We start from the raw sequence: 13,548 nt of genomic DNA, 5'->3' as shown, positions 1-13,548 counted from the left end.
GTGTTGCTCGAGATCTCGCTCGGAATGATCCGCATCAACTCTCCCCATGGTCAAGCCAATACGTTCTCAAAGTATCGAGCGGCGGAACCCCTTGGGGTGAGCGTGTCCCGTGAGAGTGCTGGTAACGGCGGCCCGTTGAGTGATGAACTACGAGGGGACAGGGGAGAGAGACGTAGTGTGGGCGCGGGGGCGTGATGACCACGGAGCACGGTGGGGCGGCCGGCAGACGGATGGATGAGGCCGGTTGGGGTCTGCTTGTCGGCCTTATACGTCGGTTCACGGTCGAAGGGGTTGAACGCCGCGCGGCTCTGCGGCAGGTGATGAGGGCCGCGCGGCTGGACATGCAGCAGGCCCAGGCCTTGTACGAAGCCGTGGCGGCGGCGGAGGTGGCGGACGAGGACGTCGAAGACGAGTCGGACTTCACGCAGAGTGCGACATCCGACGACGCGGCTGGTACAGGCGAGGTTCTCGACGACTTGGATCCCTCCGAGGACGAGGAAGTCCCGGACGTGGAATCCTTTCGAGGGACGGTGCGTGTCGACGACGCGGACGGGGCTTGTCGTGCCGCTCGGGACCTGCTCGACGCCGACCGGTGGTGCGCGGAGCCGCACAAGCGTGTGCTGAGCGCCGTGGAGGAAGTGGGGCTGTCTCTCTTGTTCCGAGGCGCCGGTGAGTCATCGGGATCGTTACCCGATGGCTACCTGGCGACACTTCCGCCGGACGGCGAGGCGTACAGGGCCTTCTCCGCAATGGTCGTCCACAATCAGCGGCTCGTTCATAAGATCCTTCAGCACTGGGCAACCAGTCCCATGTACGACGATCTTGCACAGCACGGCATGATCGGGCTCATACGTGCTGTGGAGAAGTTCGACGTGTCCTTGGGGTGCAAGTTCTCCACCTATGCGACTTGGTGGATTCGGCAGCGCATCACTCGGGCCATCGCCAACGAAGGGTCGGCCATTCGGCTTCCGGTCCATATCTGGACCGACGTCGAGAAGGTGCGTAGGAAGGAGCGCGAATTTCTTGGCCAGGGGAAGACCCCTAATGTCGATGACCTGGCCCTGGCGTGTGGTCTCAGCCCCGAAAAGGTGATGGAGTGTCTGCGGTTGGGTCGTCGGGCGATTCTGTCGCTCGACCAACCCGTCGGCGAGAACGCGAACGCGACGCTTGGAGAGCTGGTCGTCGATGAGTTTTGGCCGGTACCGGGACCGGAGCAGGTACTACGACCCGAATTCGAGCGCGAAGAAATATTCCAGCTGTTCGACGTGTGCGAATTCGATGACAGAATTCGGGAAATCCTTAAACTGCGATTTGGGTTCACTGATGGCGAATCCTGGACGCTTGAACAAATTGGTGGGCAAGTCGGGGTCACACGCGAACGTATTCGGCAGCTCGAGAAGCGTGCGCTGACGGCAATGAAGCACCACATGAGTCTGACGCCCGACGGCCCTGACGCGGAACACCGTCGCCTGGCGGGGGCTCGGCAGAGCGCTCAGGAGGTTGATGAAAGCTCCGCACCTCGCGGAGGTCCGGAAGGGCGGGAGGACACAAGGGCCGCCGAGTCGCTTCCGAACGACAGCGTCGACGCGCCGGAGACAGTGAGCAGTTCCGACGGGAGAGAGGAAACGATGACCTCGAAGGAGACAGAGTTCGGCCGGTGGTTGGCCGAGCGGATGCAAGGAAATGGGGCGGACGAAGGAGAACTGGCACGCCGGCTGGGAGTGCCGCGAGCGCTTGTCGAAGCCTGGCTGGACGGTCGTTCCGTGCCTCGTCCGGACCTCTTGGGCAGGGTGCGGGAGGCCCTTGGAGCCGGGGACGAAACCGGGCAGGACTCCCTGGCTGATCCCGAGCGGAGCGACGACCCCACCGAGACACCAGTGGTGTGGTACCACCGTCCCGGACACGACGACGGCGGCCGGGAGTTCGGCAACGCGGCGGCCTTCGCCTTCGAGGCCGATCTGGAGGTGCTGGCCCGTGAGGCGACCCAGAACAGCCTGGACGAGCGCGACAGGAGGAACGACGATCCGGTCAGGGTTCGCTACACCCTGCATGAACTGACCGGTGACAGTCTTGCCCGGTTCCTCACAGCGATTCGCTGGCACGACCTCCATCCGCACTACGAGGCGGCCGCCGCCCAGGACCAGAAGGTCGGACGCGTCATCAGCGCCGGTCTGGGGGAGATGCTCGAACGAGATCGGCTGGTCCTTCTGCGCGTCGACGACTACAACGCCAACGGGCTGACCGGTGACGACTACGAGGACGGCCGATTCGCCGCCGTGGTGCGCCGCCAACTCGACAGCCGCAAGTCGGACGTGTCGGCCGGCGGTTCATACGGTCTCGGAAAGGCCACGCTCTGGGCGACCAGCCGTTTGGGGCTCGTCCTCATGAATTCGACACTCTCCGAACCACACGACGGGCACACCCGGCGGCGGCTGATCGGACGGCTCGATCTGCCCTGGCGAGAGGTGGACGGCCGGCGATTTGCCGGTCCCGCTTGGTTGGGCAGGCCGGACACCGAGGCGGACAACGCGGAGGTGGTCCGCTCCTGGTGGGCTGACGAAGCGACGGTCGAGAACCTTCATCTCACCCGCGAGGGTGATGACCCTGGCACATCGTTCTTGATCGTCGGAGCGCATGATGTGGCCAGCCTCGCCGAGGCCGGGCTGGACCAAGAGGGCGACCCGGGTGACGACGAGGACAGCCTGGAGCGCATGCACCAGAGGTTGGTTCGCGCCCTCGGTCGTAACTTCTGGGCAGCGATGACAGCGGGTGGCGATCACCAGCCATTGCTGGAGGCCTCCGTGCGCACGCTGCGCAATGGCGTGGAGATCGTCGAGGATGAGCGGGTCGAGCCACACGTGCACCAACCCGCTCGCTCGCGTGCTCTTCGGGCGTTTCTGAGCGGGACCACGGTGGACCGCCTCACCGAGGCCGGACAGGTGGCGCACATCACCGTGCCGTTGAAGGTTCCCGCAAGGGATGGCCTCACCGGTACGGCCGGCGAGCACCGGGCAGTGCTGCTTGTCACCGAGGCCAGTGACGCCGATGGCAAGATCAATCGGGTGACCGCGATGCGTGGAAATCGCATGACGGTCAAGACCAGCTGGGTGCCCGGCCTCCCTGCGTCGACCAACCCGTTCCAGGCAGTTCTGCTCGCGGGGCGTGCGGCGGGAGACGACGCCCCGTTCGCGGCCGAGGCGGAGGAGTTTCTGCGATCCTCCGAGCCGCCGGAGCACAACAAGTGGGGCCAGACCGAGGAGTTGCGGATGCGCTATTCGCCCTCGGCCCATCGACGGATTGCGGCGTTGACATCGGAGACCAACAAGGCCGTGCACGAACTTGTCGCGCTCCCCAAGGACAAGAAGTCGAGCGGCACGGGCAAGGTACGCAAGCGGCTCCCGATCTCGGGTAGGCCCGCCGCCAAGATCAGGGGGGCGGTGACACCTCCGAAACTGGACGATCTGGAGGCAGCGATCGGCCCCTCCGGCGCGTGGGAGATCACCGCCGAGGTCAAGGTGGCGCCCGATGGAGGGCCCTGGCGTATGAGCCCTGTCGCCAAGCTGGATGTCCGGTCCGGCCCTCGTCCAGTGGTCAAGTGGGCCGAACTCGTCGCTGTCGAAAACTGTGAACTGGCCGACGGGATTTTGCACTTCCCGCCAGGGGTCCGCCGTGCCGTCTTTCGAGGCGTCACCGACGTTTCCACACATTCGGTGCGGGCCGCGCTGACCGGTCTTTTCGTCGAACTGCACGAGAGCAAGGGAGGCGCCGCGTGAGGGTCTACCCGTACCCCCGACTGACCGGGGCGGTGACGGCGCGGGTCAGGGCCGTGCGGCTACGCGGCCCGGGTGACGCCCGAGAGCAGTTGGACGCCAAGGGGTGCTCGGTTGTCGAGCGGGTCGTGGCGCTCGGTATGGCCGAGCGCGCAGACTGGCAGAGTGCACGGCTCGCCCTGACGGCGACCGTACCGGCTCGTGAGATCGAGAAGAAGGGCCACTGGTCCGATGTCGCGGTTGTCGCCGTTCTGACGGAGGGGGCCACCAACGCACGCACTGTTGGGCGGTTGGTACCCGGTCCCGAAGGCGGCAAGGACTGGACCGGGGAGATCGAGCTCGACCGGGACGACCACCTGGACCGTGCGTCCCTCGCTGTGCATGTGGTGGCCACAGTCGGAGGGATAGAGGGTCGGATCATCGCCTCGACCGACCAGGACCAGGAGTGGATGATCGACGTGACGGCCGAAGAGCCGCTCAGGGATCGGGAACTCGATGTCAGCACGGTCAGCTTCACCCGTGGTGGCGAGCGGTTGCGGAGTTTCCAGGGTGCACCCTGGGTCCTGGACACCGCGGGGCGGATGCCCACCGTCCGCCTGAACTCGGATTTCGAGGGGCTCGTAGCGCTCGTGGAAAACCAAGGCTCGAAGGTGAAGAGCATCCTGCGCGAGATGCTGCTGGCCCAGATGTCTTCCGATGTGTGGACAGCGGTCTTCCACACCGCCATCGGTGACCTGGAGATCGAGGATGACGGGACTCCGCTCTTCCCACCCGACTGGCGAGGCGCGGTGCTGCGCGAGATGCTCCCGGACGTCGTCCCCGGGCAGTCGGAGGAGAACGCTCTCCGAGAGGTGCACAGCCGCCGTATCGGCGAGGGGAGCTGGACGGATCTACAAGCGCGTATTCAGTACGCGGCCGCCCGTCGCGCCGAGGTCGCCCAAAGGTTGGCCGGCGCTGTCCGCGACATCGAACGACTCGACCAGGAGACCCACGCGTGACTTACCGTCCCGAGTACCTGCCGGAACGGCTTGCTCTGATCTCCGACCTGCAGGCTGCCGAGTACATCTCCTCAGGGCTGCTGGAGGGACGCGAGGATGTCCCTTCCATCGCGCTGAACAAGGCTGCCGAGACGCTGCCCGGCGACGACGCACGGCTGCGGCTGGACCGGGTACGAGATCTGATCGACGACGCCATGACCAGGTTCCAGGACGAACGCCCCACGGCAGCGGATGCGTGGCTGGCACCGCGCCTGCACGAGACCTTTCGGTTGACTCGCAGGGAAGCGGCCGACAAAGGGCTCTGGACATATATGGCCCTCGGGGTGGCTCCGGACTACGTCGTCTGGCGGCACCTGTCCGAGCCGAAGGCGGATGGTTCGCCCGGCCGCGTGGCCCGGGACAGATTCGTCGGACCGCACTACAAGCAGACGTTCGCCCGGCTCTGGTGGGCGGCCGAACTCTTCCGCGACGGCTCGGACTACCGACCCGTCGTCGTGGCTTGCGGCAATCAGGACATGCTCAACTCGGCTCTTCGGCTGGATGTCATCGACCATCGCCCTACCGCTCTGGCTCTCGTCAGGATGATGGAGCGAGGGACCGTTCGCACCGGTCGTGAAGTGAACGCCATGACGTCCGCGGTCAACGCCGCTGCGGCGACCCTGATGTACGACGTCATAGCTCCGGACGTGGAACGCGACGGGGAGCCGCTGCGCGACTGGGTCGCGGGTGCCGAATCCTCTCTCCCATCGCCCAGGAACAATCTGCCCGAGGGCCCGGAGGAGCAGCCGGCTCCAACGGAGTCGGTTGAGCGGCTGGTCGGTCACTTTGCGGAAGTGTTTGCGGACGCGCAGATCAGGGGGCGGTCTCCCGGCGAGAGCGAGTGACCTTGTGTGACTCCGGAGGACATTGACTCTGATCACCGCACCCGAGGCGACGCAGTTCATCCGTGGTGGGCCGGGACACGCTCGGCCACGTGCTCGAGGCTGCCAATTCCTCATCCGAGGGGGTGTCCCCACGCAATGCCCTGCCCAGTACATGCATGCCCAGGCGTGGAGGTACGGCATTGCCGACCTGCTGGGCCTGGTCGTTCCCGGACCACGGGTAGTTGTGTGGGAAAGTTTGGAGAACTCCGGCTTCCGGAATGGTGAAACGGTCGAATCGGTCGGTTTCGTAGTCCGCGAGGCTTTTGTAGACCTTGTTTCGAGAGATCTTCCCGGTGACCGTGAAGGCGGGCTCGGAGGACTTGCGTCGGCCTCGGTTCTTCGGGTCGCCTCCGGAACCGTAGTTCGACACGATGAAGAACCTCATTTCACCTCCCGTCCGGAGCCGGGACACATCCACGGGGGAGTCCTTCAGCTTGCTCGCTGCATCGAGCGCCTCCGCCATGGAGATCCAGCGTTGCTTGGCCCCGGAAATCGTGAAATCAGTCGGGAACATATCCGTCTGGACCGCGGTGCGTTTCCCCCGATGCAGGTCGAAGGGCAGGTGAGTCGCTTCGAGCGGTTCAATGGCCCCCTCGCCCGGCAGCCGTGCGACGAGTACCGCGCGTGTGCGTGTCTGTGGCACCCCGAACTGCTCGGTCTTCAACTCCCAGCATTCCGCTTCGTACTTGATGCCCGCGAGTCGTCCTTCGCCGCCGCGCAGAAGCTTCGCGTAGACCTCCCAGAGAGGCAGGACCGCGGGTACCTGCTCCAGGACGATCACCTTGTACGGGTCACGGCCCTCCGTTTCGATTGCTTTGATGAGCCAGCGGAGGGGTTCCAGGACCAACGCCGTGCGTGAGTCGCCGAGGGAGTGCAGATCCTCGTCGATTCTGGCTTCGTCCTCTCCGTCCACAAGGCGGTGGATGAACTCCTTCACCGTGTCCAGCGCTCGCCGTCCCGCGCCGTTGCCTGCGACGGAAAAGGACTGACATGGTGGGCCCCCGGCGAGCACGTCGACCGATTTGGGGATTTGGTCGAAGCGGGTCTCACGCATGACGCTCACATCTGCGTGAATCGTCGGCAGTCCTGCCGCGTAGCGCGTCTCGCACGCGTTCCGGTCCCACTCGATCCCGATGCTCTTGAAACCCAGGAAGTGCGCCGCCACATCGAGTCCGCCAGGACCTGCGAAAAGGTCCAAGATGCGTACATCGTCGAGATGGTGAGCGTGTGTTCCCGAGTTGTTCATGGGGTTGAAGTGTAGCCGGCAACAGGGTCCGCGGGCGCCCCGAGTGCGGCTCGGATCGCCAGCCCGAGCGCCCTGCCCACCGGCGGTGGTGAGGCGTGCCCGATCTGGCGATAGCGGGCCGTCTTCTTCCCGGCGAATCGCCAATCGGACGGGAAGCCCTGCAGAAGCGCGGCCTGGGCCGTCGTGATCCTCACCATCCCGTTACGTCCCGTCTCAGGAGCCCAGACGAAGTCCGGGCCAGGGACGTCGTCGGCCACGGTGCCCCCATCGACTCCCATCCGGGCCCAGGCCTTCTTCGTCCCTGTCAGTCCCAGATCCGCGCCTCCCCGCCTGTCCGACCCACCCACCAGGGTCGGGGCCACATTGAGCGCCTGAGCTGCCCATCGGTCGGCGTCCCGCCAACCGCGCATGGCCATCGAGCGGCGCAGGGCGCGACCCACGGACAGATGCTCGCGAACCGTCGGCTCCGGTGAACGGAACGCCTCGAAGTACTGCTCCTTGAGCGCGACGAGCAGCCCTTGCTTCCGGTCCTGCGGCACCCCGAAGTCGGCTGCGTTCAGGACGAACCACCGAAACCGGTAGCCGAGATGATCGAGCTCCTTGCGGATGAAGTCCCGTATCGGCTCGTAGTCGGGCGCGTCCACCAGCCCCGGTACGTTCTCGATGAGCAGCGCTCGGGGCTGGACGGCATGTGCCAGGTAGACGGCTGCCTCCAGCAATCGCAGCTCTGCCTCCGTCTCGGTGCGCGCGAAGGTGGCGCTGGACTTGACGCGCGGCAGACCGGCGGACAACAGATCGACGTCGTAGATTTCCTGGTGCTGCGAAGGGGAGAATTCCAGCAGGTCCGTTCCCAGAACCTGCCACGCCGGTCGGTTCATGCGCAGCGTGTCGCAGGCCACCGGCTTCTCGTCCAGGAGCAGTACGGGTTCGAAGCCGGCCTGTTCCAGTCCCAAGGCCAGTCCACCCGCCCCCGTACACAGATCGACGAATCGTAGTTCGCTCATAGGCCCCCGCCCTCTCGCCGTCGTTTCCGTCTGTCGGCCTTCTCCCGGTCGACCGCTGCGGCCACCTGACGCATGATGGCGTCCGGTGACTCGTGTTCCCAGAAGCGCAGCACCTTCCAGCCTTCGGCCAGCAACTGCGCGTTCGTCTCCCGGTCCCGCTCGATGTTGCGATCGAGCTTCTGGCGCCACCATTCCGCGTTCGCCTTGGGACTGGTGGCGTGCTCCGGGCAGCCGTGCCAGAAACAGCCGTCGATGAGGACGGCCAACCTGACACCCGTAAACGCGATGTCGATCTTCCGCCTGGGCATGCCGGGCACCGGATAGTGGATCCGGTAGCGGTATCGGGAGGCATGGAGGAGCTGCCGCACCGCCCGTTCTGCACTGGTGTCCCGGTTGGTCTGCCGGCTCATCCGGGCCGAGACGCCGGGGCTGGAGGGGTGTGCTACGCGCATGGCCCCAGTGTCCTACTTCCCGATGTCCTCTCGGGCCACGATCGCGGAGTCACGCCGAGTCCTGGGTGCTGGGACGGTTCGGGCTGCTCCGCACCACCGCGCTCTGCATGTCGCCCAGCAGGAAGGTGCACTCGGCAAGGCCGATCAGTCCAGCACGTGGCCGCAGCAGGCCTCCAGGCCGCACTGCTCCAAAGCTTCCCGAATGGGCTCGGCGACCTGGTCCGTGTAGGCGTGGGGCTGGGAGCGGGCCATCTCCAGGAGTCTGCCGCCGGTGGCACCGGCCAGCTCCGCGTCGGTGAAGTAGCCGATCCGGTACGGATCGGTCTCGCGCCGGTCAGCGGCGCTGAACGCCTCAAGTGTGTGGAGCATCGCCCGCAGCCTGGAGCCAGCCGTGCGGCACGCTCCTGGCGACCTCTGATCCGGATTCGAAGTGCGTCTGAGCCCGGTCGAGGATGTCGTCGGGGTCGAGGCCGTGTGCCGTGAGCCAGTGCAGCAGGTCCAGGATCAGGCTTGTAGTCGACTCCGCGAGGGCAGAGCGGTGGGTGAGCCGCGCGGCCGGGCTGTCGGCCTCGCGGCCGTACGTCTCTATGACGGCCGTCGCGCGCTGGATGCGGCGGCGAGTTGCGTCCGAGGGGAGGGGCAGCTCGCACCAGATCGCCTTGCCGACCGACGTGTGGGTCGTGCCCCAAGCGGCTGAGAGGCCAGCGAGGAGTTGCAGCCCGCGGCCGTGCTCCTCGTCGCAAGCGGGCTGACGGCGCTCGGGCTGCTTGTGGCTGTTGTCGTGCAGTTCTACACGTAACTGATCAGCGTGCGCGTCGAGGACCAGGGTGGCCGCGGTGCCCTGGCCGACGTGCTTGATCACGTTTGACGCCAGCTCTGTGGTGATCAGCTGCGCCTCGTCGACTAGGGCTGACATCCCCCAGGCGGCGAGCTCCGCCCCCACCGCTCGGCGGAGGCCGGCCAGCTGGGGCGGGTCGGCGGCGAAGGGGAGGACGCAGCGGCGTGAGGGGGATTCGGGGGCTGAGAAGCGGTACATCGCCACACTCCTTGGGCGCTACGTCAGCGCTGCGCCCAGTCGTGTCCGTACGACTGCGCTGCGTAGCCTCGCTGGTGCGAGTATGGCATCGAGAAGTCTCGTTATGTAACTTCTCATGACATCTCGAAAGAGTGAATCCGGTGGTACGCCAACTTCAGGGCGCCATAGCCTTGTTGCCGCTCGCCGCCGTAGCGGGCCACCTGGAGGGAGAGGTAGCCGTCATGCCAGCGCGGGCCACTACTCGCCGACGCCAGCTCGGCGTCATGATGCGCAAATTCCGGGCCCGCAAGGGGATGACGCTGGAGGAGGCCGGTCGACTCGTCAGCGTCTCGAAGGCGACCATCAGCCGGTACGAAACGCAGGAAGGGCCGGTGAAGTGGCCCATCGTGGACGCTCTGTGCCGCGAGTACGGAGCGAGTGAGGCGGAACGGAAGGCCGTTGTCGCCCTTGCCAAGGACGCCAAGCGGCAGGGGTGGTGGACCTCCTTCGCGGATTCACTCCCGGAGAGCATGAACCTGCTGTTCACACTGGAGGACGAGGCAGTCCGCGAGGATCACTTCGCCTGTCTGTATGTGCCGGGGCTTCTGCAGACGCGCGGCTACACGGAAGCGGTGCAGCACGCGTCCGAGATGCGGTTGTCCGCGGAGGAGATCGAGCGCCTTGTCGACCTCCGCATGAAGCGGCAGGAGATTCTGAAACGGCCGAAGCCTCCCCATCTGTGGGCCATCCTCGACGAGTCGGTGATCCGGCGGGTGGTCGGCTCGCGCGAGGTGATGCGGGAGCAACTGGACCACCTGCTGCGTGCCAACGAGTCGCCCGACATCACCCTCCAGGTGCTGCCCTTCGCCAAAGGCGCTCACTCCGCCGCCATGGGCAGCTTCGTGATCCTGGGAGGCCCCGAGCCCTCGCTGGACGTCGTCTACGTCGACATCCACGTCGGTTCGCTCTTCATGGAGAAGGACGAGGAACTGGAGCGCTACCGGCTTGCGTTCGACTACCTTCGCGCCCAGGCGCTGGACATGGCCTCGTCCTCCGCCCTCATCGAACGCGTCCGTGAGGAGATCTGATGCGCGAGCCCTGCATACCCGGGAGACCCGAGAGAGACGATGACTGGTTCAAGTCCTCTTACAGCGGCCCCGGGAACACTGAATGCGTCGAGGCCGCCTTCCGCGCGGGCACGGCCGCCGTGCGGGACTCGAAGGATCCGGGCGGGCCCGTGCTGAGTTTCCCTCGCGGCGCATGGCGCGAGTTTGTGGCGGCGGTGCGAGGCGATCGGTTGAGCTGAGGCACGCCCTCGCCGCCCGCGACGTTCCATCCGTACGTCGATCCACCCGCACAGGCGGAGTGGGGCAAGGAGTGGACTGATGGCACCTCTCATGTGGCACAAGAGCAGCTACAGCAACGGGTCTGGGGGCAACTGCGTGGAGATAGCCGGACTGGGCGGCGAGCGCACCGCCGTGCGGGACTCGAAGGATCCGGGTGGGCCCGTGCTCGGGTTCTCGCTCCGGGCCTGGGGGGACTTCGTCGCGGCTGTGCGCTGCGATCGGCTGAGCTGAGCGGCCACCTGGCCCATCCCTGGCCCCGAGTCGGCAGCCGTTGGAGGGTGCCTCATGCGTAGGGTCGCAGCAAGGAGACCGTTGGAGTGGAGGTGCAGGACATGGCTGGAGTTCCGGCGGGCGTCGTGGCCGCGGGTGGGTTGGTCGGGGGGTACGGCGTTGCCCGGTGGAGCAAGAAGCGGCCCTTGGGTGGGGTGGCCTTGGCGGCGGCCGGCGTGGTGGCCGCTCGGGGGTGGCGGGAGAAGGTGGGGAATGGGACCGCGGCTGCGTTGAGCGGGCTGTATGTGGCCGCGTTCGCCGGGTCGCATCCGCTGGCGAAGAAGATCGGGGCTTGGCCGTCCGTCTTCGCCGTCGCCGCTGGGGTCGCCGCCGCGTCGTGGGCGCTTGCCGATCGGCGGTAGGGCCTATACGGGTTGGCCGTGGCGGGCGGGTCGTACGGCCCGCCCGCCGTCGTATGGCCGCCGCCGAGCGACGGGGTCAGTCCGAGGCCGAGGTCAGGAGGTCCAGTTCCGGCTGGGTCAGCGTGAGGTCCACCGACGCCAGGAGGGACGGGAGCTGGGCGGCCGTGCGGGCGCCGGCGATGGGGGCGGCTACGGTCGGCTGGGCCAGGAGCCAGGCCAGGGCGACCGTGGCGGGGGCGGTGGCGTGGTGGGCGGCGACGTCGTCGTCGAGGGCGGCGAGAACCTTTTGGCCGCGCTCGGATTCGAGGTGCCGGGCGGCGCCCGTCGAGCGGAGGCTGTCGACCGCGGTGCCCGGGCGGTATTCGCCGGTGAGGAAGCCGGAGGCGAGGGAGTAGTAGGGGACGGTCGTCAGGCCGTGGCGGGTGGCGACGTCCGCCAGGTCGCCCTCGAAGGTGTCGCGGGAGACCAGGTTGTCGTGGGGCTGGAGGGCGACGTAGCGGGCCAGGTTCTCCTGGGTGGAGAAGGCCAGGGAGGCTTCGAGGCGCTCGGCGCGCTCACATGGGAGGCGGCGATCTCGCGTGACAACGTCCGCCCGGGTCGGTGTGTTCCAGGGACACCGTGCGTTCCACGAACCGGCGGCCCTGGCGTCAAGGGGGGAGAGAGCGCCAGGGCCGCCGGAGCATCAGGGGTTCTGCCCGTGCTCGCGCAGCCAGGGCTTCGGGTCGATCGGCGAGCCGCCGCCGGGCCGGACCTCGAGGTGGAGGTGCGGGCCGGTCACATTGCCGGTGGCGCCGACGCGGCCGATCACGTCGCCCGTCGAGACCTTGCCCGAGGTGACGACCATCGAGGACAGGTGGCAGTACCAGACCTCGGTGCCGTCGTCGAGGGTGAGAACGATGCGGTAGCCGTACGAACCGGCCCAGCCCGCCTGGGTGATGGTGCCGCGGTGGACCGCCTTGGCCGGGGTGCCGGTCGGGGCGGCGAAGTCCAGGCCGGTGTGGTCGGCGGACCACAGGTCGCCGGCCTGGCCGAAGCCGGCGGTCAGGGTGTACGAGGTGACGGGGAGGGTGTAGGCGGCGGCGAGCTTGGCGCGGCGCTCGGCCTCGGCCTTCTTGGCGGCGGCCTCCTTGGCCTTCTGCTCGGCGGCCTTCTTCGCCGCGGCGGCGTCGGCCTTGCGCTGTGCCGCGGCGTCGGCGGCCTTGTCGGCGGCGGCCTTGGCCGCGGCGATGCGCTGGTCCTCGTCGGCGGCGTTCTGCTGGCTCTCGGCCTGCTGCAGGATGCGGGCGCGCAGGGCCTCGCCGGCGTCGGTGGTGCCGCTCTTCTCGTCCTGGGCGGTCAGTCCGGCCTGGGAGAGGGGGGCCGCGGGCTCGGAGGAGGAGCCCTCGTCGCCGGAGAGGAACGAGCCGATGCCGGGCAGGTCCTTGGCGGCGGGGAGCCGGGCCTCGACCTGGTCGGCGACGTGCGAGAGATCGGGCATGGCGATGGGTGCCGCCGGACGGTCCTTGGCGCTCGCCATGCCGCCGGCGCCGACCGCCGCGATGACGCCGACCCCGAGGACGGCGCTGCTGCGCGCCATGGAACCGCCCCGCTGCTTGACGACGCGGTGCCGGCCGCGGAGGGGAGCGATGGAGTCCTCGGTGGGGTTCCACTCTTCCCAGGGCTCGGGGTCGAGGCCGGGATCCGAGCCCTCGGACGCGCCCCCATCGGCGTTCCGGTCGGCGATCCCCTCGGCGGCGAAGCGGCCGTCCCCAGCGCCCGTCCCGGCGCCGGCGTCAAAGCCGGGGCCGTAGGCGGTGGCGGTCCCGAGGCCGCCTCCGAATGAGCGGTACGGAGCCTCGTCCAGAGCAGATCTGTTGGACGCCACGGGGGCGCACTCCTTTCCTTCCCTCTCGCCTACCGGGTTAGCTGACGGGTTCGGAGCAGGAAGGTCTCCTACGGGTCAGGTTCGACCCGATTCACCCCAAGGTGGTGGTTCCCCGGTTCCCTTGGTGCAGTGTGGTGCTGTGCTGCTGCTGGTGGTGCTGCCGCAGTGCGTACGGGATTCGGCGACGGCGCACGGTACCGCCCTGACGACGGTTGTGACGACCGCGCTGCGTTATCGAACGTTAATGGTTGGCGCCATGTGATTCCAAGCTCTTCTGAAGAATCTGCGCAGCTTTGGC

General features: G+C 67.4%; 14 protein-coding genes, 1 pseudogene and 1 riboswitch. Of the genes and pseudogenes, 8 read left to right on the top strand and 7 right to left on the bottom strand.

What is annotated here, in order from left to right; genetic code table 11:
* Window positions 1-194 precede the first annotated feature (194 nt).
* Genes ABZU99_RS33170 through ABZU99_RS33160 form a run of 3 tightly spaced genes read left to right on the top strand, consistent with a single transcriptional unit; the run spans window position 195 to window position 5,652 of the window.
* Window positions 195-3,773, top strand: coding sequence for a sigma-70 family RNA polymerase sigma factor (locus tag ABZU99_RS33170; protein ID WP_356048076.1), 3,579 nt, complete (start codon window positions 195-197; stop codon window positions 3,771-3,773).
* The gene (locus ABZU99_RS33165) at window positions 3,770-4,768 is read left to right on the top strand and encodes a hypothetical protein (RefSeq protein WP_356048075.1); all 999 of its coding nucleotides are present in this window, start codon (window positions 3,770-3,772) and stop codon (window positions 4,766-4,768) included. Before ABZU99_RS33170 ends, ABZU99_RS33165 begins: the two co-directional genes overlap by 4 nt.
* Window positions 4,765-5,652 carry a DUF6339 family protein gene (locus tag ABZU99_RS33160; protein ID WP_356048073.1) on the top strand — a complete coding sequence of 296 codons (888 nt, stop codon included), beginning with the start codon at window positions 4,765-4,767 and terminating at the stop codon, window positions 5,650-5,652. Before ABZU99_RS33165 ends, ABZU99_RS33160 begins: the two co-directional genes overlap by 4 nt.
* On the opposite strand, the gene ABZU99_RS33155 is transcribed toward ABZU99_RS33160, so the two are convergent.
* The 5 genes from ABZU99_RS33155 to ABZU99_RS33135 all read right to left on the bottom strand — a co-directional run bounded on the left by ABZU99_RS33155 (window position 5,621) and on the right by ABZU99_RS33135 (window position 9,429).
* Window positions 5,621-6,937, bottom strand: a complete 1,317-nt coding sequence (locus ABZU99_RS33155; protein ID WP_356048071.1) for a DNA cytosine methyltransferase — start codon at window positions 6,935-6,937, stop codon at window positions 5,621-5,623. The genes ABZU99_RS33160 and ABZU99_RS33155 overlap by 32 nt on opposite strands.
* Window positions 6,934-7,941: a DNA cytosine methyltransferase gene (locus tag ABZU99_RS33150; RefSeq protein WP_356048069.1), complete on the bottom strand. Its 1,008-nt coding sequence runs from the start codon at window positions 7,939-7,941 to the stop codon at window positions 6,934-6,936. Before ABZU99_RS33150 ends, ABZU99_RS33155 begins: the two co-directional genes overlap by 4 nt.
* Window positions 7,938-8,393, bottom strand: coding sequence for a very short patch repair endonuclease (locus ABZU99_RS33145; RefSeq protein WP_356048067.1), 456 nt, complete (start codon window positions 8,391-8,393; stop codon window positions 7,938-7,940). The genes ABZU99_RS33150 and ABZU99_RS33145 overlap by 4 nt, the downstream gene beginning before the upstream one ends.
* A gap of 144 nt (window positions 8,394-8,537) precedes the next feature.
* Entirely contained in the window at window positions 8,538-8,762 is a 225-nt protein-coding gene (locus ABZU99_RS33140; protein ID WP_356048065.1) for a hypothetical protein, read from the bottom strand.
* On the bottom strand, window positions 8,746-9,429 hold the full coding sequence (locus ABZU99_RS33135; protein WP_356048063.1) for an ATP-binding protein: 684 nt from the start codon (window positions 9,427-9,429) through the stop codon (window positions 8,746-8,748). The genes ABZU99_RS33140 and ABZU99_RS33135 overlap by 17 nt, the downstream gene beginning before the upstream one ends.
* A 221-nt stretch (window positions 9,430-9,650) precedes the next feature.
* Here ABZU99_RS33135 and ABZU99_RS33130 point away from each other — a divergent pair, with 221 nt between their 5' ends.
* From ABZU99_RS33130 to ABZU99_RS33115, 4 genes are all read left to right on the top strand, one after another.
* Window positions 9,651-10,496, top strand: a complete 846-nt coding sequence (locus ABZU99_RS33130) for a helix-turn-helix transcriptional regulator (protein WP_356048061.1) — start codon at window positions 9,651-9,653, stop codon at window positions 10,494-10,496.
* Complete coding sequence (locus ABZU99_RS33125; RefSeq protein ID WP_355948657.1) at window positions 10,496-10,714, top strand: DUF397 domain-containing protein; 219 nt, start codon at window positions 10,496-10,498, stop codon at window positions 10,712-10,714. The genes ABZU99_RS33130 and ABZU99_RS33125 overlap by 1 nt, the downstream gene beginning before the upstream one ends.
* Before the next feature lie 79 nt (window positions 10,715-10,793).
* The gene (locus ABZU99_RS33120; protein ID WP_356048059.1) at window positions 10,794-10,985 is read left to right on the top strand and encodes a DUF397 domain-containing protein; all 192 of its coding nucleotides are present in this window, start codon (window positions 10,794-10,796) and stop codon (window positions 10,983-10,985) included.
* 101 nt (window positions 10,986-11,086) lie between these two features.
* Window positions 11,087-11,386, top strand: a complete 300-nt coding sequence (locus tag ABZU99_RS33115; protein ID WP_356048057.1) for a hypothetical protein — start codon at window positions 11,087-11,089, stop codon at window positions 11,384-11,386.
* 76 nt (window positions 11,387-11,462) lie between these two features.
* On the opposite strand, the pseudogene ABZU99_RS33110 reads toward ABZU99_RS33115, so the two are convergent.
* Together ABZU99_RS33110 and ABZU99_RS33105 are read right to left on the bottom strand one after the other, a co-directional pair.
* Window positions 11,463-11,965, bottom strand: a pseudogene (locus tag ABZU99_RS33110) (aldo/keto reductase); the annotation flags it as partial.
* A gap of 103 nt (window positions 11,966-12,068) precedes the next feature.
* Complete coding sequence (locus tag ABZU99_RS33105; protein WP_356048055.1) at window positions 12,069-13,250, bottom strand: M23 family metallopeptidase; 1,182 nt, start codon at window positions 13,248-13,250, stop codon at window positions 12,069-12,071.
* 11 nt (window positions 13,251-13,261) lie between these two features.
* A riboswitch (cyclic di-AMP (ydaO/yuaA leader) is annotated at window positions 13,262-13,397 on the bottom strand.
* Here ABZU99_RS33105 and ABZU99_RS33100 point away from each other — a divergent pair.
* Window positions 13,390-13,512 (top strand): hypothetical protein, encoded by a 123-nt coding sequence (locus tag ABZU99_RS33100; RefSeq protein WP_356048053.1) that lies wholly within the window; start codon window positions 13,390-13,392, stop codon window positions 13,510-13,512. It overlaps the preceding riboswitch by 8 nt.
* Window positions 13,513-13,548: the final 36 nt, after the last annotated feature.

Origin of the sequence: Streptomyces sp. NPDC005266 (assembly GCF_040607655.1) — a bacterium.
GTDB lineage: Bacteria > Actinomycetota > Actinomycetes > Streptomycetales > Streptomycetaceae > Streptomyces.
This window is presented reverse-complemented; position numbering and strand designations above follow the sequence as displayed.